Annotated in this window: 15 protein-coding genes; all 15 read right to left on the reverse strand. The window is 33.5% G+C overall.

The features are described 5' to 3' along the window. Nucleotides 1-21: 21 nt before the first annotated feature. On the reverse strand, nucleotides 22-2031 hold the full coding sequence (locus tag bsdE14_RS02230) for an alpha-glucosidase (RefSeq protein ID WP_264848306.1): 2010 nt from the start codon (nucleotides 2029-2031) through the stop codon (nucleotides 22-24). 4 nt (nucleotides 2032-2035) lie between these two features. Beyond that, complete coding sequence (locus bsdE14_RS02235; RefSeq protein WP_264848307.1) at nucleotides 2036-3535, reverse strand: MFS transporter; 1500 nt, start codon at nucleotides 3533-3535, stop codon at nucleotides 2036-2038. 524 nt (nucleotides 3536-4059) lie between these two features. Beyond that, complete coding sequence (rnr, locus tag bsdE14_RS02240) at nucleotides 4060-6309, reverse strand: ribonuclease R (RefSeq protein ID WP_264848308.1); 2250 nt, start codon at nucleotides 6307-6309, stop codon at nucleotides 4060-4062. Nucleotides 6310-6534: 225 nt separating this feature from the next. Beyond that, nucleotides 6535-6765, reverse strand: coding sequence for a preprotein translocase subunit SecG (gene secG / locus bsdE14_RS02245; protein ID WP_264848309.1), 231 nt, complete (start codon nucleotides 6763-6765; stop codon nucleotides 6535-6537). Nucleotides 6766-6921: 156 nt separating this feature from the next. After that, entirely contained in the window at nucleotides 6922-8217 is a 1296-nt protein-coding gene (gene eno, locus bsdE14_RS02250; RefSeq protein ID WP_264848310.1) for a phosphopyruvate hydratase, read from the reverse strand. Nucleotides 8218-8275: 58 nt separating this feature from the next. Continuing rightward, entirely contained in the window at nucleotides 8276-9802 is a 1527-nt protein-coding gene (gene gpmI / locus bsdE14_RS02255) for a 2,3-bisphosphoglycerate-independent phosphoglycerate mutase (RefSeq protein ID WP_264848311.1), read from the reverse strand. Nucleotides 9803-9915: 113 nt separating this feature from the next. After that, nucleotides 9916-10662 carry a triose-phosphate isomerase gene (tpiA, locus tag bsdE14_RS02260; protein ID WP_264848312.1) on the reverse strand — a complete coding sequence of 249 codons (747 nt, stop codon included), beginning with the start codon at nucleotides 10660-10662 and terminating at the stop codon, nucleotides 9916-9918. A gap of 189 nt (nucleotides 10663-10851) precedes the next feature. Then, nucleotides 10852-12042: a phosphoglycerate kinase gene (locus bsdE14_RS02265; protein WP_264848313.1), complete on the reverse strand. Its 1191-nt coding sequence runs from the start codon at nucleotides 12040-12042 to the stop codon at nucleotides 10852-10854. A gap of 116 nt (nucleotides 12043-12158) precedes the next feature. Beyond that, the gene (gene gap / locus bsdE14_RS02270) at nucleotides 12159-13175 is read right to left on the reverse strand and encodes a type I glyceraldehyde-3-phosphate dehydrogenase (RefSeq protein WP_264848314.1); all 1017 of its coding nucleotides are present in this window, start codon (nucleotides 13173-13175) and stop codon (nucleotides 12159-12161) included. A 75-nt stretch (nucleotides 13176-13250) separates the two neighbouring features. Next, nucleotides 13251-14285 carry a sugar-binding transcriptional regulator gene (locus bsdE14_RS02275; RefSeq protein ID WP_264848315.1) on the reverse strand — a complete coding sequence of 345 codons (1035 nt, stop codon included), beginning with the start codon at nucleotides 14283-14285 and terminating at the stop codon, nucleotides 13251-13253. A 157-nt stretch (nucleotides 14286-14442) separates the two neighbouring features. Next, nucleotides 14443-15807, reverse strand: a complete 1365-nt coding sequence (gene rpoN, locus bsdE14_RS02280) for an RNA polymerase factor sigma-54 (protein WP_264848316.1) — start codon at nucleotides 15805-15807, stop codon at nucleotides 14443-14445. 139 nt (nucleotides 15808-15946) lie between these two features. After that, nucleotides 15947-16879: an ABC transporter permease gene (locus bsdE14_RS02285; RefSeq protein ID WP_264848317.1), complete on the reverse strand. Its 933-nt coding sequence runs from the start codon at nucleotides 16877-16879 to the stop codon at nucleotides 15947-15949. Next, entirely contained in the window at nucleotides 16872-17975 is a 1104-nt protein-coding gene (locus bsdE14_RS02290; RefSeq protein ID WP_264848318.1) for an ABC transporter permease, read from the reverse strand. Before bsdE14_RS02290 ends, bsdE14_RS02285 begins: the two co-directional genes overlap by 8 nt. Next, nucleotides 17968-19509: an ABC transporter ATP-binding protein gene (locus bsdE14_RS02295; RefSeq protein WP_264852205.1), complete on the reverse strand. Its 1542-nt coding sequence runs from the start codon at nucleotides 19507-19509 to the stop codon at nucleotides 17968-17970. Before bsdE14_RS02295 ends, bsdE14_RS02290 begins: the two co-directional genes overlap by 8 nt. A gap of 121 nt (nucleotides 19510-19630) precedes the next feature. Further along, nucleotides 19631-20752 (reverse strand): BMP family lipoprotein, encoded by a 1122-nt coding sequence (locus bsdE14_RS02300; RefSeq protein ID WP_264848319.1) that lies wholly within the window; start codon nucleotides 20750-20752, stop codon nucleotides 19631-19633. Between the last annotated feature and the right edge of the window lie 359 nt (nucleotides 20753-21111).

The raw sequence follows: 21111 nt of genomic DNA on the forward strand, positions 1-21111 counted from the left end.
AATATATATAACTTAAGTTTTTCAAATTATGTTTCTAAAAAGTTCTTCATATTGTGAACTCTTTCTATAAAAAACTGGTGGGTAACCCAATGGCGCATCAATTGTTATCTTTCCTCCAGGATATTCTTCACCAGTCCAAAGATGTATCCATTTATCTTTTGGCAAATATATCTCCCAGTCGGTTTTTCCTTCCTCACAAACAGGAGCAACAAGTAAATCCCTACCTAACATATATTGATACTTTTCATTATAGGCCTCTTCTTCATCATAATACATGAAGATTGGCCTCATAACTGGAATACCTTTATCTGCATTTTCCTTAACTATAGCTCTAATATAATGCGAAAGCTTTGAATAAATATTACTCATTCTGCTGTAATGTAAAAGAACTTCTTCGTCATGGTCAAATTGAACATTTATCTCTGGCTTGTTACCTTCATGATTTCTCATAATTGGAGAAAATGCAGCTAGTTCTGCCCATCTCATAAATAGTTCCCTGCTTCTTTTCAAACCAAACAGGGTAGTGTACCCGCCTATATCGCTGTGACACAATCCAAATCCACTCATAGCTAGTGAAAGTGAAGCTGGAATTACAGAAGGTAATCCATCATCATAACTCCAATCTACGTATTGATCTCCTGCCCACATAAGCGTTGAATATTTAATAGTTTCAGTGTGCCCTGCTCTTGTAAAAAACAGTATTTCTCCAAGCTTTCCTGCTTCCTCAATTGCCTCTCTATTTGCCTTTGCCCATAGTGCCGGCCAAGTGTTGTGAATTTTTTCCCCATGTTCTTTACTAAACAACACAGCATCCACAGGAAGGTACTCTCCAAAATCCGCCATCCATCCAGCCACGCCAAGCTCAATCATATTCTTTTTTATTATTCCTTTTATCCATTCAAAAGCTTTTGGATTTGTCAAATCAACCATAGCAGCCGGGAAGGTTGTTATTTTCACCATATAGTCCTTTCCCTCTTTATCCTTTATGGTATATCCTTTTGCTGTAGCCTCTTTATATAATTCACCTTCTATGGCTAGAAAAGGATTGATATACCCCATGAATTTAATATTTCCTTCACCTAGCTGCTTTATTGCTTTGTCTAGCTCAGGGTATAATTCAGTGTCCCACTTCCAGTCCCACATCAATTGCTTTCCAAACTTTGTTATTCTTCTGCCTTCCCAATCCTGACACCATACCGCACTTACCTTCATACCTTTTTCAAGGGCTTTATCAACCTTATTCATCATAACCTTAGTGCCTCCTTGAATTCCAAGAATTGCACCGTTATAAACCCATTCAGGTAGTTCCGGTTGTCTACCTAGTAAAGAGGACAAATTCTCCATAAGCTCATCAAACTTATCATTTTTTCCTATTATGATTTTCTTAGGTATTTCCCTAACAAAAAGAGTATGTTTATTACTTTCTGTAAAATCAAAGTCCATGTATGCGCTGGAATCCACATGAACAAAATACCTTCTGCTTGACACAAAGGTTGGCTGTGAATAATAGGTTTCATATTTATGAAAACTCATCATATGCTGAGGTTTTCTATTTAAAATTTTTCTTCCTACAGCCTTCTTCAAAAGTCTATTCAAGCTTTGATGTTCTGCAACCCAAATCCTTACCTTTTCTCCCTTTAAATCAAAATGAGTAAAGGTTTCGCCACATCCATATGTATGCTCTCCATCTACAGCACAAAGGTTAATCCACATTCTATTAATTTCTTCATATGGACACATGAAATCAATTTCTATAATATCTTCTTTATCTTTTATATAAACTTCTAAGTTTATTTCCTCATTTTTTGAAATCATATTTATTTTGTAGCCATCTGCTACTTTATATAAAGATGATATATACATAGGTTTCTTGTCTTTTATTTTTTCTTTTATCTTGAAAGAGCCCCTTTTCATACTATAATCAGCATGTCCTTCTCCTAAAAAGATGAAAGGATTCCCCTTGGTGTGCTCAATTATTTTTTCCCCTTTTAATAAAATGTAAAATCCATTATCTTTATTCATTAACTCCATAAAATTAGCCCCCCAAAGTTACTCCATTTATTCTACTTTCGCTATTAACAGAATTCCAAAGCTTTTCATAGCTATGCCCAGTTAATTCTTCGCATACTTTTCTTGTATTTTCATCCACCCCCTTTGCCTCTCCGTTATTTTTCCTTCTATCGATTTCCTTCATAAGAACTGCATATTTTTCTTCTGTAATACAATATTTTTTTGCAAAGCGAATTGCAATCAGTATGAATAAAATTGGAACTATCCCAAATAAACACTTTATTCCATAAATAGTTAAGCTACTTTGTACAGCAGCCTCTCCTATCTCCTGTGGCTTAACATATCCAATCCATTGAAGTAGCAAGCCTATAAGTCCAATAGCTAAACCATTGGCCATTTTCCTTAAGAAGGTGGCCATACCGGAATATATACCTTCTCTTCTCTTGGAGGTTATCATTTCATCTACATCTGCCACTTCAGGGAGTATAGACCAAGGAACTAAAACTGCAGCTGAAGTTCCAAGACCGCAAATTCCTGATATAATATATATTAAAAAAGCAGGTGATTGTGGCGTTAAGAATATGGAGGATATAAGTGCTAATATCCACACCGAAAAGCCAAATTTAAGCGGTGCTGTTTTTGTATTCTTTTGTGATATTTTAGTATGTATAGGCATTGAAATTAATTGAGCTATTAGTAATGTACCTAATACCATAGAAAATTCATTTGCTCGATTTAAACATACAGTTAGATAGTAAATAAATAATGTAGTTAAAAAATCCACAGCGGCTTGTCCACTCAAAAACATTCCAGCATGAATTTTAAAACATTTATTATTAAATACTGATTTTAATTCATTAAAGATATTCCGCTCTTTTAACTCTAAGCTGCCACTGGAATGATTCTCCCAAGTTCCCAAGAAAACTATAAGCCAAGGAATAGCATATAAAGCTGAAAATATTAATGCCATAATTAGATAACCCAGTTTTATATTAGTACCACCTAGGCTTTTAATTAATATCTTTGGCAATACTCCTGCTGCAATAGCAGATGTAACAGAGAAAATCATTCTTATCCCTGTAAAAGAGGTTCTTTCTTTATAATCCTTAGTCATTTCCGGCAATATTGAGTTATAAGGTATCATAACCATAGAAAACACCATATTAAATAATACATATACTATAAGGTAATATGCAAACAAAGCAATTTTTGATTTGATACCAAAAGAATACCATATTAAAGTAAAAGATATGAAAATTGGAATTATTCCTAGTAAAAAGTATAGTCTTCTTCTTCCAAACTTAGATTTAGTTCTATCAGATATACTTCCCATTATGGGATCCCATACTGCATCTATAGCCTTTCCTATCATTATTATTACTCCAGCTGCTGCCGGAGCCATAAGTTCTACATCTGTAAGATAATTTAGGAATAGAAGACTTATAAGTAAAAATGCCCCTCCTCCAAAAATGTCGCCACATCCATACATGAGTTTACTTTTTAAACTTGTTTTGGAGTTCTCCATAGATTTTTTGCCCCCTTTTATATTAAATTCCCCATTTATAAAACTTTGTCTCATTCTAAAATCATTTTGCTATACCATTATAAATTCCACCAAACACTCCCTCCTATATTTATTAATCGTTTTAATTAATTATATTGTAATAATACTTACAATAATACTAATTTTATAATAAAACAAATTCCCAATATTGTCAAAACTTGCTCTATTTAGTAAAAGTGTTAACTAATTATATTAGTGATTTTGTTCCGTATTCTTTGGCCATGTTTAACTACTCAGATACCATATTGATTGAAAGCTTTATTCTGCATGCACAATTAAATATTTTTTCAATCAACATCCTGATTCTGAAACAAAAATGCGCCCTTCAGCATTTTGCTTATGGCGCATCTAATATTATTTTTTTATTTTTGAATTAATCCTTTGAATACTTTTGCAATGCAAATAATACATTTCAGCAAGCTCTTTTATAGCCCTACTTTCTTAGTATTAAAGCAGTATCTCTTCTTATCTACACAAAATACAAGTTAATCCATATTTTCATCTAAATCAAGTTTGGATTCATTTTCAAACTCTTCTATAGAAACTATTGGATAATCATTTCTTCTTTTAACAGGTTCGGTTATACTTATTTCATTATCGTTATCTTCTGCCTCATCTTCATTTTCTTTTATAATAGCAAAGAATATTTCCCTTAAATCTATATCTACTTTTATTACTTTAATTTTAATTTCATCGCCCAACCTATACACATTTTTAGTTCTTTCCCCTATCAGACTTAACCGTTTTTCGTCATATACGTAATAGTCGTCATCAAGAGCACTTATATGCACAAGGCCTTCTATAGTATTAGGAAGTTCTACAAAGAATCCAAAGCTAGTTACTGAAGATATTATTCCTTCAAATTCCTGGCCAATTCTTTCACTCATATATTCAGCTTTCTTTAAATCATCTACTTCTCTTTCAGCATCTTGAGCTACTCTTTCCATTTCTGATGATTGCTTTGATGCCTTTTCAACTTCCTTTGTTAGTTTAGCTGATCTATTTTCATCAATTTGTCCATTTATATATTCTTTTATAATTCTATGAATTATAAGGTCTGGGTATCTTCTTATTGGTGATGTAAAGTGACAATAATACCTAGCTGCAAGTCCAAAGTGTCCAACACATTCAGGTGAATACTTAGCCTGTTTTAATGACCTTAGAAGTAAAGTGCTTACTACTGTCTCTTCCTTTTTCCCTTTAACCTTTTCTAAAGCTTCCTGTAGTGCTTTAGGGTGTACCTCCTTGCTCCACTTAACAACATATCCAAGATTATATACAAATTCATGAAAAATATTTAACTTTTCCTCATCAGGATCTTCATGAATTCTATACACAAAAGGCAAGTTAGCCCAGAACATATGCTCAGCTATTGTTTCATTACAAACAAGCATAAATTCCTCTATCATTCTATTTGCTATTTCTCTCTCATAAGGTTTAATTTCTACAGGCCTTCCCTTTTCATCCAAAATTATCTTGCTTTCTTCAAATTCAAAGTCAATTGCTCCTCTCTGCATCCTCTTCTTATTGAGAATTTCACAGAGTTCCTGCATAGCTTTAAAGTCTTCATATAAGTAATCATATCTTTTTATTAAGTCTTCATCTTTATCTTTAAGAATCTTAGTTACATCTGTATAAGTCATTCTTTCACTGGTCTTTATTACACTTTCAACTATTTCATGATCAAGCACTTTACCTGATCTATCTATCTCCATAAAACAAGTAAGAGCAAGTCTATCCACTCTTGGATTTAAGCTGCATATACCATTAGATAACTTTCTTGGAAGCATAGGTATAACTCTATCAATTAAATACACAGAAGTAGCTCTCTTATACGCTTCTTTATCCAAAGGATTCTTTTCTTTTACATAATTTGAAACATCGGCAATATGTACACCTAATTTGAAATTGCCATTAGGAAGTACTTCAATTGATACAGCATCATCTAAGTCCTTTGCATCTTCTCCATCAATAGTCACCATCTTTATATTTCTTAAATCTCTTCTTCTAGCATACTCATCTTCTGGTATATCTTCTGGTATATTATTAGCATAACTTTCAACCTTTTCTGGAAACTCTTCTGGAAGTGCATATTTTTTGATTATAGTTAAAATATCAATTCCCTTTTCACCTTTATTTCCAAGAATTTCAGTTATTCTTCCTTCTGGATTCCTTCTTTTATCTGGCCATTCTGTTATTTCCACTATAACTATTTGACCAGTTTTTGCTCCATTTCTTTCAGCTTTTGGAATAAAAATATCTTGATATATTCTTTTATCATCAGGCACTACAAAACCAAAATTCCTGCTATCTTCATAAGTACCTATTACAGTCTTATTGCCTCTTTCAATTATTCGTAATATTTCTCCTTCTCTTCTCTTTCCATTGTTCTCTTCTTTAGTAACCTTAGCAATAACTCTATCCCCATGCATTGCACCATTCATGTTTGATATAGGTATAAATACATCAGATGCTACTTCTTCTGGTATAACAAAACCATACCCCTTTTGATGCCCTTGTAATTTCCCTAAAACTAATCCCATTCTTGCTGGTACTCCAAAGTGATCAGTTCTTGTTCTAACTATGAGTCCATCCTTTTCCATATACTTAATTATCTTTTCAAATTCTTTCATTTCATCTCTAGGTACACTAAATATTTTTGCTAGTTCATGAACTGACATAGGTTTATATGCCTGTTCATTCATAAACTCTAATAGTGACTCTCTTATATTCATACAGTTTACTCCCTTCAATAACATATATATAATTAGTTTTCGGATAATCATAAAAAATATTCAAAATTTAATACTATACTTATAATTTCCATAATTTATTATATATTATAGTAAATTTAACCATTAGTCAAATTATTATTATTAAACAGATTTATGATTATTGAAAAATAATGAAAACAAAAAAAGTACAGCCTTCAGCTATACTTTTGTAAACTATCGCATTTATTATTTTATTAAGTTCAACGCAATAACAATTCCAGCAAATAAAACAGATGTAATTACTGTAATTCTAGCTAACATGGATTCGTAAGTTTTAGTTTTATTTTTGCTGAAGTAAGTGTCACTTCCTCCGCCTATAAATCCTGAAAGTCCGTTAGTTTTACTTGGCTGCATTAGAACAGAAACAATAAGTGTTATAGAAACAATTACAAGTCCTATAATCAATGCTATACGCATGGTCGCACCTCCCGCACACTAATATACTATATTGTATCATAGGAACCATGATATTACAACTTTTAGTACAAATTTGGTTACAATTTATACTTTAATTTTCTTTTTTTGTATAAAATATGGAGCTGAAAAACCAGCTCCATGCATTTTTATATTATATTACTTCTTTATATTGTAGAACGCGTCTAATCCTCTGTATTCAGCCATATCAGCTAATTCTTCTTCAATTCTAAGAAGTTGGTTGTACTTAGCAACTCTTTCTGATCTTGCTGGAGCACCAGTCTTTATTTGTCCTGCATTCATAGCTACAACTAAATCAGCTATAGTTGTATCTTCAGTTTCTCCAGATCTGTGGGAAACTACTGCAGTATAACCAGCTCTTTCAGCCATTTCCATAGCATTAAGAGTTTCTGTTAAAGTACCAATTTGGTTAAGTTTTATAAGAATTGAATTAGCTGTACCAGTCTTAATTCCTCTCTTAAGTCTTTCAGTATTAGTTACGAATAAATCGTCTCCAACTAATTGAATCTTGTTTCCAAGCTTTTCAGTTATTAACTTCCAGCCTTCCCAATCTTCTTCTGCCATACCATCTTCTATGGATATAATTGGATACTTGTTTACTAAATCAACATAAAAATCAACCATTTCAGCTGGAGTAAGAACTTTTCCTTCTCCCTTTAAGTTGTACTTTCCATCTTCAAATAATTCTGAGGATGCTGGGTCAAGAGCTATAAATATATCTTTTCCTGGAACATATCCAGCTTTTTCTATAGCTTCAATTATAACTTGAATTGCTTCTTCGTTTGACTTTAGGTTTGGAGCAAATCCACCTTCATCACCAACACCAGTTTCATATCCTTTTGATTTTAAGGATGATTTTAATGCATGATAAACTTCAGAACTCATTCTTAAAGCTTCACTAAATGAAGGAGCTCCTGCTGGCATTATCATGAATTCTTGTAAGTCTACATTGTTATCAGCATGCTTTCCACCATTGATTATGTTCATCATTGGAACTGGAAGAACTTTAGCATTAACTCCACCTATGTATTGATATAATGGTAATCCTAAAGAACTAGCAGCAGCTTGAGCAACAGCTAAGGAAACACCTAGTATTGCATTTGCACCTAGTTTTCCTTTATTTGGGGTTCCATCTAATTCTATCATAAGTTTATCGATGGACACTTGATCTAATACATTCATTCCAACTAATTCTGGAGCTATAATGTTGTTTACATTTTCAACAGCATTTAAAACTCCTTTTCCGTTATAAGCTCCCTTATCGCCATCTCTTAATTCAACAGCTTCGAAAATACCTGTGGATGCACCTGATGGAACAGCTGCTCTTCCTACAGTACCGTCTTCTAGTACTACCTCTACTTCTACAGTTGGAAAACATCTTGAGTCAAGTATTTGTCTAGCAAATACGTCAACAATTTCTACATGATTCTTCATAATTAATAACTCCTTTCTATTATAGAGCACTTATAAGTGCATTGTTATGCTTTTTATATTAAAATAATGATTCACCTGTCATTTCTTTTGGAGCATCGAGTCCCATAACTTTAAGCATGGTAGGAGCTATATCACATAGTCTTCCACCATCTCTCATTGGTTTTGCTTCCTTAGAAACGAATAAGAATGGCACTGGATCACTAGTATGAGCTGTCATAGGTGCTCCAGTTGAATAATCTATCATTTGTTCTGCATTTCCATGGTCAGCAGTTATAAATACAGTTCCATCCTTCTCAAGAACTTTTCCAACTACCTTTCCAAGGCACTGATCAACAGTTTCAATAGCCTTTACAGCAGCTTCAAACACGCCTGTATGACCAACCATATCTGGGTTTGCAAAGTTTAGTATTATCATATCATATTGGTCTGAATTTAATCTCTTGATAACTTCTTCAGTAACTTCATACGCACTCATCTCTGGCTGTAAATCGTAAGTAGCAACTTTTGGTGAAGGAATTAATGCTCTGTCCTCACCTTCATTAGGTGCTTCAACTCCTCCATTAAAGAAGAAAGTTACATGTGCATATTTTTCTGTTTCAGCAATTCTTAATTGCTTCTTGCCTAATTTGCTTAAATACTCTCCTAAAGTATTATTATAGCTTTGTGGAGTATAAGCAACTAGTACATTCTCAATAGTTTTATCATATTGAGTCATGCAAACATAAGTTAAATCAAGACTTTCTCTTTCAAAGCCATCAAAGACCTTGTCATTTATAGCTCTAGTTATTTCTCTAGCTCTATCAGGTCTAAAGTTAAAGAAAATAACACAATCTTTATTTTGAATTGTAGCAACTGGCTTTCCATTTTCCATAACTACTGTAGGAAGTACAAATTCATCAGTTTTATTATCATGGTATGACTTTTCAACTGCTTCTACTCCACTTGCTGCTTCTTCACCTTTTCCAAGCACTATAGCATTATATGCTAGTTGTACTCTTTCCCATCTTTTATCCCTATCCATAGCATAGTATCTTCCACTAACAGTAGCCACTCTGCCATTTCCTAGTTCCATTATATAATTCTCTAAATCAGCCATAAAGTCTTTTCCTGATGAAGGTGGAGTATCTCTACCATCCATAAATGCATGAACATAGACTTTTTTAAGTCCCTTATCCTTCGCCAACTTTAATAGTGCCTTTAGGTGATCTATGTGGGAGTGTACTCCCCCGTCAGATAAAAGTCCTAAAAGATGAAGCGAAGAATTATTCTTTAATGCATTATCAATAGCTGTATTTAAAGCTGCATTATTAAAGAAGTTACCTTCTTCTATTTCTTTTGTTATTCTAGTCAATTCTTGATATATTATTCTACCTGCGCCAATGTTTAAATGTCCTACTTCAGAGTTTCCCATTTGTCCTTTAGGAAGTCCAACATCAAGTCCACTAGCACTTAATTGAGTATGAGGATAATTATCAAAATATCTGTCATAGTTTGGTTTCTTTGCTGCCATTATAGCATTACCATCTACTTTGTCTGTTATTCCAAAGCCATCTAAAATCATTAGCATTACTGGTTTCTTTGACATTTCTTTACCCCCTGGTATTCCTTTTAAACGCATAACAATTATAATTTGCTGCGCCTATGATATTCAATTTAGATGCATTGCATTTTGTCCAATGCAATGCATCTAAATACTAATTAGTAATTTACTATTGAAGCAAAATCAGCTGCAACAAGACTTGCTCCACCAACTAGAGATCCATCTATATCTGATTTTCCCATTTGTTCTTTAATAGTTGAAGGTTTTACAGATCCACCATATTGGATTCTTGTCTTATCAGCAACTTCACTGCCGTATACTTTTGCTATAACACTTCTTATGAAAGCTATAGTTTCATTTGCTTGGTCAGCTGTAGCAGTTTTTCCTGTTCCTATTGCCCAGATTGGCTCATAAGCAACAACTAACTTCTCAACCTGTTCAGCTGTAAGCCCTGCTAAATCAAGTTTAATCTGTCTTCCAATAACTTCTTCAGTTATATTTCCTTCTCTTTCTTCTAATGATTCACCAACACAAAGTATTGGAACCATATTGTGAGCAAAAACAGCCTTTAACTTTTTATTTACAGTTTCATCTGTTTCATTAAAATACTGTCTTCTTTCACTATGTCCGATTATTACATAATCTATGTTTAGGGATTCTAGCATTACTGGTGCTATTTCCCCAGTAAAAGCTCCTTTTTCTTCAAAATACATATTTTGAGCTCCAACTTTTATATTGCTTCCAGCTACAGCTTTTTTAACTGCATCAAGGCATACAAAAGTAGGACATACAACTACTTCGCAGTTTGCACTAACAACCTGTGGCTTTAACTCCTCTATGAATTTAACTGCTTCATCTACAGTATAGTGCATCTTCCAATTTCCTGCTATTATTGCTTTTCTCATTTAAAACACTCCCCATTTTTATTTAATTTTAATAAATAAAGGTATGTAATCTATATATAATTTTTCTTATTTTCAATATTATTATGTATATATTTCCCCATATAGCTATTTTAAACTACATGGGGAATTTTTAACTAGTTTTATTATAGCATTAATTTGTTATTTGTAAAGTTTATTACCAAATAGCTACTATTTATCGTTTAAAGCTGCTATTCCTGGTAATTCTTTTCCTTCTAAGAATTCAAGTGATGCTCCTCCACCAGTTGAGATGTGAGTCATCTTATCACCAAATCCTAGATTATTTACTGCTGCTGCACTATCTCCTCCGCCTATAACTGTTGTAGCATCTGATTCAGCCATAGCTTTTGCTACTGCTACTGTTCCAGCTGCAAAGTTCTTAAATTCTGCAACTCCCATAGGTCCGTTCCATATAACTGTTTTTGCTTCTTTTACAGCATCAGCAAATAGTTTTTCGGATTTTGGTCCGATATCAAGTCCCATATATCCTTCTGGAACATTTTGATCTTCTGTAATTTTTGCATCAACATCAGCATATTCAGGAGCAACTCTGTTGTCTACAGGTAGTAGAAGTTTAACTCCTTTAGTCTTTGCCTTTTCCATCATTTCTTTAGCGTAATCTACTCTCTCTTCATCAAGTAGAGATTTTCCTATTTCATAACCTTGAGCTTTTAGGAATGTATATGCCATTCCTCCACCTATAATTAAAGTATCTACTTTTTCTAATAGATTGTTTATAACAGCTATTTTATCAACTACCTTAGCTCCACCAAGTATAGCACAGAAAGGCTTAACTGGGTTTTCAACAGCTTCTCCAAGGAACTTTAATTCTTTTTGAATTAAATATCCACATACAGCTACTGGAACGAACTCAGTTACACCAACTGTTGAGCAGTGAGCTCTGTGAGCTGATCCAAATGCATCATTAACATATATATCAGCTAATGAAGCCAATTCCTTTGAAAAAGCTTCTTCGTTCTTTCCTTCTTCTTTTCTGTATCTTGTATTTTCAAGAAGAATAATATCTCCTTCTTTAGCACTGGAAACTGCTTTTTTAGCATTTTCTCCTACTACTACATCGTCAGCTGCAAAAAGTACTTCTTTACCAAGAAGTTCTGATAATCTTTTAGCTACTGGTGCTAGAGTTAAGCTTGGATCTGGTCCTTTTGCTTTTCCTAAGTGTGAGCATAGTATTACCTTTGCTCCATTTGCAACTAAATATTTTATTGTTGGAAGAGCTCCAACTAGTCTATTTTCATCAGTAATAACTCCGTCCTTCATTGGAACGTTGAAGTCACATCTTACAAGCACTCTTTTTCCTTTTACATCAACGTCTTCTATGGTCTTTTTATTGAAGTTCATATTACAATCTCCTTCCACTACTCAAAGCTAATGAATAAAAGGTCTGGGTTTATAGCCCGAACTACAAAACCAGACCCTATTTTAAATCTTCAAATACTTGTAACTAAATACTTAAATTACTTTAAGAAGTTAGCGAAGTGCTTTATAGTTCTAACCATTTGGCTAGTGTATGAGTTTTCGTTGTCATACCATGCAACTGTTTGAACTTGGTATAAATCTTCTCCGATTTTAGAAACCATTGTTTGAGTTGCATCAAATAAAGAACCGTAATTGATTCCAATGATATCAGAAGATACTAATTCTTCTTCAGTGTAACCAAAAGATTCATTTGAAGCAGCCTTCATAGCAGCGTTGATTCCTTCAACTGTAACATCTTTTCCTTTAACAACTGAAACTAATATAGTTGTTGAACCAGTTGGAACTGGAACCCTTTGTGCTGAACCGATTAATTTTCCCTTTAATTCTGGAATAACGAGTCCAATAGCCTTTGCAGCTCCTGTTGAGTTTGGAACTATATTTACAGCTGCTGCTCTAGCACGTCTGAAATCACCTTTTCTATGTGGTCCATCTAATACCATTTGGTCTCCAGTGTAAGCGTGGATTGTTGACATTATACCGGATTGAATTGGTGCATAGTCATTAAGTGCCTTAGCCATTGGAGCTAAGCAGTTAGTTGTACATGATGCAGCTGATATTATGTGATCTTCAGCAGTTAATATATCATGGTTTACATTGTAAACAACTGTTGGAAGGTCGTTACCAGCTGGAGCTGAAATAACTACTTTCTTAGCACCTGCGTTGATGTGTGCTTGTGATTTTGCTTTTGATACATAGAATCCAGTACATTCAAGTACTACGTCTACTCCAATTTCTCCCCATGGAAGTTTTGAAGCATCAGCTTCTGCGTATATCTTTATTTCTTTTCCATTAACAACGATTGAGGACTCTTTAGCTTCAACTGTTCCTTCATATCTACCTTGTGATGAGTCATATTTTAATAAGTGTGCTAACATCTTAGGATCAGTTAAATCATTGATTGCAACAACATCGTATCCCTCTGCTCCAAACATTTGTCTGAATGCAAGACGTCCTATTCTTCCAAAACCATTAATAGCTACTTTAACATTTGACATTTAAATACCTCCTGAAATTTTAAAATTATTATATGTTAATATAATTATTGGACTAAAATAATGGTCATTATTAGTTTACTCTTTTTTACTAATAATATTTATAATTTCCCTAGCAGCACCCTCGTCAGTTATAAGAATGCTATTAGGATTATTGAGTTCAATGGCCATAATTGCTTCGGCTTTATTTTTACCAGCTGCAATAGCTATAAGATTTTCAATATGATCAATATTTTCATTTATTACTCCAATTGTAGGAGTAGAAAATACTATTTCTCCCTCTCTATTAAAATAGTAGCCAAATGCCTCACCAACTGCACCTAGTTTTTCAAGGTTATCCAGTTCATCAGCGTTTAAACCTCTTCTTCTTCCCATCTCATCAGCTCTGCCTATGCCATATACTAAAATGTCTGAATGATTGATATTTTCAACAACTTCCATAACGTCAACCTCATTCAATATAGTATTTAAAGCTTGATTACTTAAATTATCAGGTACATGAAGAAGCTTATAATTTGCTCCGATTTTATTAGCAAGGTGTGCAGCGAGATTATTTGCCTGAATTTCTAGGTTTCTTCCCATACCGCCTCTAGCTGGTACTACCATTACATTATTCATGTGTGACATGCGCGGCATATTATCTACAACTTCTTTAATTGTATTTCCACCTGTTAAAGCAATAATACTGTTATCTTTTATTAAACTTTTAAGGCAGTTTGCTGCTGATTTTCCAAGTTCCCTCATAATTGTAATGTCTTCTTCTACATCACCTGGAACTATAATGATTTCTCTAAGTCCCATGTAATCTTTGATATCTTTTTCGATTTCAGACAATCCTTTTAAGTCATGTATAAAATCCTTGAGCTTTTCTATTACCTCTTCACCTTCTGGAGTGATAGTCATTCCCGGAGTGTTTATCTCTATAAGATTTTGATCTTTAAGAAGATTTATCTCCGTTCTTACAATTCTTTCACCTATGCCTAAATTATTAGCAAGGATTCTTCTTCCAATTGGTTGATTGTAGTAGATAGTTCTCAATATATTGTATCTTTTTTGAAGCATATCAATCATTTCGGGTACAAGTTTTTGTGCTAACTTTAAGACTTCCTGCAATAGTAACACCTCTTTGGTCTCTTAACGTCCCACTGAAACTTTTTTCGTCCCACCTATATTATAAATTAAATACTAATTTTTTTCAAATTAGTATTTCAGTAATTTTGTTAACAAAGTGTAAATAATTTAGAATAATTTGTCCTAATTGGTTATTTTCTTAAAATCTCTTTCGTTTACTAGACGACTTGATATTCATTTCCTCTCTGTATTTTGCCACAGTTCTTCTTGAAATATTCATTCCATCTTCATTTAACTTGTCGCAAATTGTCTGATCTGATAGTGGTTTATTTTTATCTTCTTTATCAATAAGATCCTTTATTTTATTTTTTATAAAGGTGGTTGATACATCTTCTTCACTATTATTTGTACTTAATCCTGTAGTAAACAGATCTTTGATTTTTATAGTACCTCTATTAGTGCTTATATATTTTTCTTTAATAGCTCTACTAACAGTTGATTCATGCATATCAAGACTTTCCGCAATATCTTTTAGTGTCATTGGTTTTAGATATTTTTCGCCTTTATCGAAATATTCCTTTTGAAGTTCTAATATTTTTTCAAGCACTCTATAAATAGTACTTTTTCTTTGTTCAATACTTTTAACTAAAAATAAAGCACTATTAATTTTCTCTTTTACATAATCGAGAGCTAATTTATCTTTTTCATTAGCTATGATTTCTCTATATGTATCATTTATAATTATTTTAGGCAATATACTATCATTTATCAAAATAAAATATTCTCCATTAATGTTTTTTATATAAGCATCAGGAGTTATATATTTTACTTCATCACCTGTATAAAATCCTCTTGATGGCTTTGGCTCAAGAGTTTTTATTATATCTCCATATTCCTGAGCTCTTTTAATGTCTACATTCAATTCTTTAGCAATTAATGCATACTTGTTTTCTGCTAGTGCCTCCAGGAAGTTATCTACTAAAATATATAACTTTTCATCATCGTACCTTTTTTTCTTAAGCTGTATCTTCAAACATTCTCTCAAATTTCTAGCAGCAATTCCATCTGGCTCTAAAGTTTGCACAAAGCTTATAGCCTTTTCAATAATTTCACTGGGAAGTCCCAATTCTTCTCCTATTTCTTCTGTACTACTATCTAAATATCCTTTTCCATTAATACTATCAATGATGTATTCGCAGATAAACTTTGAGTAATCCTTTACTCCTAAGTCAATAAGCTGTTCTTTCAAAAAATCTTTTAATGATTTTTTTTCCGAAACAAAGTTAAAGGGCGAAACTTCATCTTCGTCGCTTTTCTCATAAAAATGATGACCATAATTATCGAATTCAAAATACTTCACCATTTCTTTATAGTCAAGTCTTTTTTCCAAAGACTCCTTATCTGTATCATTATATGTAATATCCAGTACTGGATTTTCTTGAGCTTCTTTTTCTATGTGCTGCTGAAGGTCAAAGGTGGACATCTGCAATAATTTTACTGATAGCTGCATCTGTTGTGTCATTATTAATTTTTGTTCTTGAGTTAAGTTTAAATTAAAATTCATTTGCATATACTTTTCACCATCTTCAGTTATTTTACATTCTTATTATACCACAAACTCCGATTTATAGCATAAAACCAGCCTTAATCAAGACTGGTTTTTATTATCTATTACTTCTTACCTCTTACTTCTTATCTATTACCTATCTTTGTCCTTTTTCGTATGGTACCCCATCCTCTGCTGGAGCAGTTGTCTTGCCTACGAAACCTGAAAGTGCAAGCATTGTTAAGATGTATGGCAAGCTTGAATATAATTCAGTTGGTAGATTCCATCCAAAGCCTTGTGCTTTTATTTGGAATGCTTCTGCAAATCCGAATAATAAGCATGCTCCTAAGGTTCCTACTGGCTTCCAGTTACCGAAGATAAGTGCTGCTAGGGCTATAAATCCTCTGCCTGCAACCATTCCTTCTCTATATAGTGGAGTTATACCTATAGATAGTGCAGCTCCTCCTATACCAGCTAGAACACCTGATAAAATAACACATAAATATCTCATAGCATATACATTAATTCCTAGTGTATCTGCTGCCTTTGGATGTTCACCAACAGAACGTATTCTAAGTCCTAATGGTGTTTTGTATAAGACAAAGTGAGATACATAAACAAGTATTAGCGCTATTATAACAAACCAGTTTATATTTGAGGCTATTGTTCCCACAAAAGGGATTTTATTTATAAACCCAGGTACATGGTATGGAAATGGTGCAACACCGTCTGTCTGACCACCCTTGTTAAATAGCTTAACTATTAAGAAAGAAGATAACGCTGTTGCAAATAAGTTTATTGCTGTACCAGATACAACCTGGTCTGCTTTTAAGTGTATACTTAACACTGCATGGATTGCCGCAATGGCTCCCCCTGCAATAGCCGCAAACAAAAATCCTACCATTGGACTTCCTGTAATAAATGTACCATACACTGCAAAAAAGGCTCCCATTGTCATCATACCGTCAAGACCTATATTAACAACTCCTGATCTCTCAGAAAATACTGCCCCAAGTCCTGCAAATAAAAGTGGTGTTGCAAAACATAATGTGGAGGCTATTAAAGCTGCTATTGAATTTAAACTACCCATTTATCATTGCCTCCTTCTTCTTCTTTTCAGTGAAGTACTTAACAATATAGTCAGTAGCTACGAAAATAATTACTATTGATTGAATTAAGTATACTATTTGCTTTGGTATACCATTTAACTGAAGCATCTTAGAACTGCTGTTAAGTGCTCCAAACAGTACTGCTGAAGCTATACAGCCTATTGGGTTGCTCTTAGCAAGCAGAGCAACGGCTATACCATCAAAGCCAAAGCCTGGAAAGCCCATGAAGTCCTGAGCTTGATGGAATATACCTGCTACGTGAGTGGCTCCACCAACACCAGCTATTGCTCCTGATAGGACCATTGCAAGTATAGTGTTCTTAGCTATGCTGATACCACCGTATTCAGCTCCGTATGGGTTTATACCAACTGCTCTTAACTCGTATCCAGTAGTTGATTTCCATAATATCCAGTATGCTAGTAGTGCAAAGGCTATACCTATAAATATACTTATGTTAGCTCTGCTTAAATCATTAAATCTAAAAAGCTCAGCGCTCTTTTGTATTAATGGAGTGCTTGCTTTACCTTTAACTGCAAGCGGAGATCTTAAAATTATCCAGTTTGCAAGGTACATGCCTATATAGTTCATCATTATTGTATTAATAACTTCATTTGTTCCAACCTTTGCCTTAAGATAACCTGGTATTGCTGCCCAAAGTCCTCCAGCAAGAATACCACCAAGGATTATTAGTGGAACATGTATAACAGGGCTAAGTCCAGGTATTACACCAATAGCTGCTGCAGCTATCATACCCATTATAAATTGTCCTTCAACACCGATGTTGAAAAGACCTGTTTTAAATGCTATAGCATGTGCTACCCCAGTAAATATTAATGGAGTAACATATTCTAAAGTAGCCATAGTCTTTCTAGCATCACCAAAGCTTCCATACCAAATTATGCTGAACAAATTACTTAGTGCTGAAAAATATTGAAGTATTGAATATCCCTTAGCCCACATTACAAAAAATACTGCCACAAAAATAGATACAATTATTGCAACTAGTGGAAAAGCTAGACTTTTAAGTCCTGACTTTATAGAAACAATAAATGAATTATTACTGTTTTCATTACTCATGTTCCTTCACCTCTTTCCCATCGTTTTCAAGAGATCCTCCAGCCATAAGTATACCTAACTTATGTTCAGTGGCATCTTTTCTATCAAGAATAGCTACGATTTTTCCGTCATACATAACCGCTATTCTATCAGATAGCGCCATAATTTCATCAAGTTCTAGAGACACTAGCATAACCGCCCTGCCCTTATCTCTTTCTTGCACTAGTCTTCCATGAATATACTCTATAGCACCAACATCTAGACCTCTTGTTGGCTGAGAAGCAATAATAATTTCTGGGTCCTTTGAAATTTCTCTAGCAGCTATTAATTTTTGTTGGTTTCCTCCCGAAAGTGCAGAAGCCACAACTTCGTCATTAGGAGTTCTTACATCGAATTCCTTTATAAGCTTACTGCAGTAATTTCTAATATATTTATAATTCATTATGATTCCCTTACTGAAAGGCTTCTTATGATGTGATCCTAATACTGCATTTTCGTAAATTGAATATTTTAAGATGAGTCCTCTTTTATGTCTATCTTCCGGTATGTGCCCCATACCTTGATTTATTATTTCTCTGGTTGTCTTGTTGAATATATCTTTATCTCTAAGTTTAATTTCACCTGATTCAGCTTTTCTAAGCCCAGTAAGAACTTCTACCAGCTCACTTTGCCCATTTCCGTCTACTCCAGCAATTCCTAGGATTTCACCTTCTCTTACAGTTAAACTTACATCATTAACTGCAGGAAGGCCTCTATGATCTTTAGCAACTAAATTTTCTATCTTTAAAACTACTTTTCCAATCTTAGCTTCCTTCTTGTCCACTGTAAGATTAACTTTTCTTCCTACCATTAGTTCTGCAAGCTGTTCAATACTAGTTTCCGAAGTTTTAACAATACCAGTTACCTTACCTCTTCTTACTATTGTAACTCTATCACTCATGCTCATAACTTCTTTTAGTTTATGAGTGATAAGTATAACTGATTTTCCTTCAGCCTTAAGGTTATTAATTATAACTCCAAGTTCATCAATTTCTTGAGGAGTCAAAACTGCTGTCGGCTCGTCCAGTATTAAGGTTTCAGCGCCTCTAAAAAGAGCCTTTAATATTTCTACCTTTTGCTGCTGTCCTACAGAAATGTCTTCAATAACCGAGTTAGGATCTATGGAAAATCCATATTTTGAAGAAAGCTCTTTTACCTCATTAATAGCTTTTTTCATATCAAGTTTAATACCTTTTTTAGGTTCAGTTCCTAAAACAATGTTTTCTGCAACAGTAAAATTATGTACTAGCATAAAATGTTGATGGACCATTCCTATTCCTAGTTTTATAGCATCATTTGGACTCATAATTTTCACATTGTTACCGTTTACAGCTATTGTGCCTTTATCCGGCTGATATAATCCGTAAAGAATATTCATAAGTGTAGTTTTACCCGCCCCATTTTCTCCAAGTAAAACATGAGTTTCTCCCTTTAGCAGTTCGAAATCCACATTATCATTGGCAATAGTACCAGGGAAAACTTTTGTTATCCCTTTCATTTCTATTACCCTTTCCATCATAGCCCCCTCCTCTTTTCTTAATTAACTCTTTCAAATATAATTATATTTAAAAAAGCTAGATGTATGTTACATCTAGCTTTAATTATAATATTAAATTAACATCTAAGTAAAGATATTATTAAACTGTTGGAGCTGTAAAGTTCTTTACATCTTCATTCTTACCTGGAACAGTTATCTTACCAGCCTTTATTGCATCTTGGTACTTAGTAACTAAATCAAGAACATCTTTTGGAACATTCTTGCTTGAAGTTGGAGCTATACCAACACCATCTTCTTTTAATCCAAGTGATTGGATTTCTCCACCCTTGAATGTACCATTTACAACAGCTTTAGCTGCTTCATAAGTTGCAGTGTCAACTCTCTTTATGCAGCTTGATAGTATGTAGTTAGCATATTGAGGAAGTGTAGCTGCTTGGTCCATATCAACACCGATACCCCAAACATTCTTTCCACCATCTTTAGCTTCTTTTATAGCTTGGAACATTCCTTCTCCAACACCACCAGCTGCGTGGTATATAACGTCACAACCATCATTGATAAGAGCTTTAGCTAATTCTTTACCCTTAGCACTATCACCAAAGCTGTCAGCATACTTAACAGTTTTTCTGCTCATTAAGTCAGCAGCAGCTGTTGGATTAACAGCCTTAACACCAGCAGCAAATCCTGCTTCGAAACTATTTATTAATGCGAAGTCTTTTCCGCCAATAAATCCAATTTTATTAGACTTTGTCATTTTACCAGCAATAACTCCCATTAAGAAAGAACCTTCTTCTGATTTAAATAAATATGAATGAACGTTCTTTAATTGCTTTGGATCTTTAGCTGTTGGATCTTCAAATGCGCCAGAGTCAATTAATGCAAAGTTTTTATCTGGATATTTCTTTGCTATATTTTCTATTGCAGTTTCCATTTGGAATCCTACACCAACAACTAGATTTGATCCATTTCCTACTAGAGCATCTAGGTTGTTTTCATAGTCTTCTTTTACTTTTGATTCAATAGGCTTATAGTCAAATCCAAACTCTGTTTGTGCCTTTTTGATACCTGTGTCAGCAGCTTGGTTAAAGGACTTATCGTTTAATCCACCTTCATCTGTGGAAAGTCCAATCTTAACACTTGACTTAGTTGTTGATGGCTTGTTAGCATCTGTCTTTGGTGCTTCTGTTTTTGAGCAACCAGCAAATAATGTAGCAGCTACTGCTACTGTTGCAAATAATGCAACTAATCTTTTCTTACTCATATTAGTTCCCTCCTAATAATTTTGTTTGTTTGAATTGGTAAAGTATAATATTCTATAAAAGGATTAAAAATCCTTTTTATTAGACAAAAATATATTAACTTTTTTTTAACCGTTTACATAATTTTAATAAATATTTTTCATTCACTCTTAATAATATGTATTAATACACTACTAATTATACTGTATATGTAACCGCTTTATTCTTATAATAATAAAATATCTGTTAATTTAATAGCTGATTTTTTAAAAAATTCAAATATGTAAACGCTTTATCATCGATTAAAAATAATAGGTTGTAATTTAATAGTACAAGCCCACTTAAAAATATATCATAAGTGGGCTTAAAAATCAAGACAATT

Source organism: Clostridium omnivorum, from assembly GCF_026012015.1.
GTDB lineage: Bacteria > Bacillota > Clostridia > Clostridiales > Clostridiaceae > Clostridium_AX > Clostridium_AX omnivorum.

Coding starts and splice junctions, on each gene's coding strand:
- bsdE14_RS02230 (WP_264848306.1), bottom strand. CDS start 2,031: ATGGAGTTAATGAATAAAGATAATGGATTTTACATTTTATTAAAAGGG.
- bsdE14_RS02235 (WP_264848307.1), bottom strand. CDS start 3,535: ATGGAGAACTCCAAAACAAGTTTAAAAAGTAAACTCATGTATGGATGT.
- rnr (WP_264848308.1), bottom strand. CDS start 6,309: ATGAATATAAGAGAGTCACTATTAGAGTTTATGAATGAACAGGCATAT.
- secG (WP_264848309.1), bottom strand. CDS start 6,765: ATGCGTATAGCATTGATTATAGGACTTGTAATTGTTTCTATAACACTT.
- eno (WP_264848310.1), bottom strand. CDS start 8,217: ATGAAGAATCATGTAGAAATTGTTGACGTATTTGCTAGACAAATACTT.
- gpmI (WP_264848311.1), bottom strand. CDS start 9,802: ATGTCAAAGAAACCAGTAATGCTAATGATTTTAGATGGCTTTGGAATA.
- tpiA (WP_264848312.1), bottom strand. CDS start 10,662: ATGAGAAAAGCAATAATAGCAGGAAATTGGAAGATGCACTATACTGTA.
- bsdE14_RS02265 (WP_264848313.1), bottom strand. CDS start 12,042: ATGAACTTCAATAAAAAGACCATAGAAGACGTTGATGTAAAAGGAAAA.
- gap (WP_264848314.1), bottom strand. CDS start 13,175: ATGTCAAATGTTAAAGTAGCTATTAATGGTTTTGGAAGAATAGGACGT.
- rpoN (WP_264848316.1), bottom strand. CDS start 15,807: ATGAATTTTAATTTAAACTTAACTCAAGAACAAAAATTAATAATGACA.
- bsdE14_RS02285 (WP_264848317.1), bottom strand. CDS start 16,879: ATGGGTAGTTTAAATTCAATAGCAGCTTTAATAGCCTCCACATTATGT.
- bsdE14_RS02290 (WP_264848318.1), bottom strand. CDS start 17,975: ATGAGTAATGAAAACAGTAATAATTCATTTATTGTTTCTATAAAGTCA.
- bsdE14_RS02295 (WP_264852205.1), bottom strand. CDS start 19,509: ATGGAAAGGGTAATAGAAATGAAAGGGATAACAAAAGTTTTCCCTGGT.
- bsdE14_RS02300 (WP_264848319.1), bottom strand. CDS start 20,752: ATGAGTAAGAAAAGATTAGTTGCATTATTTGCAACAGTAGCAGTAGCT.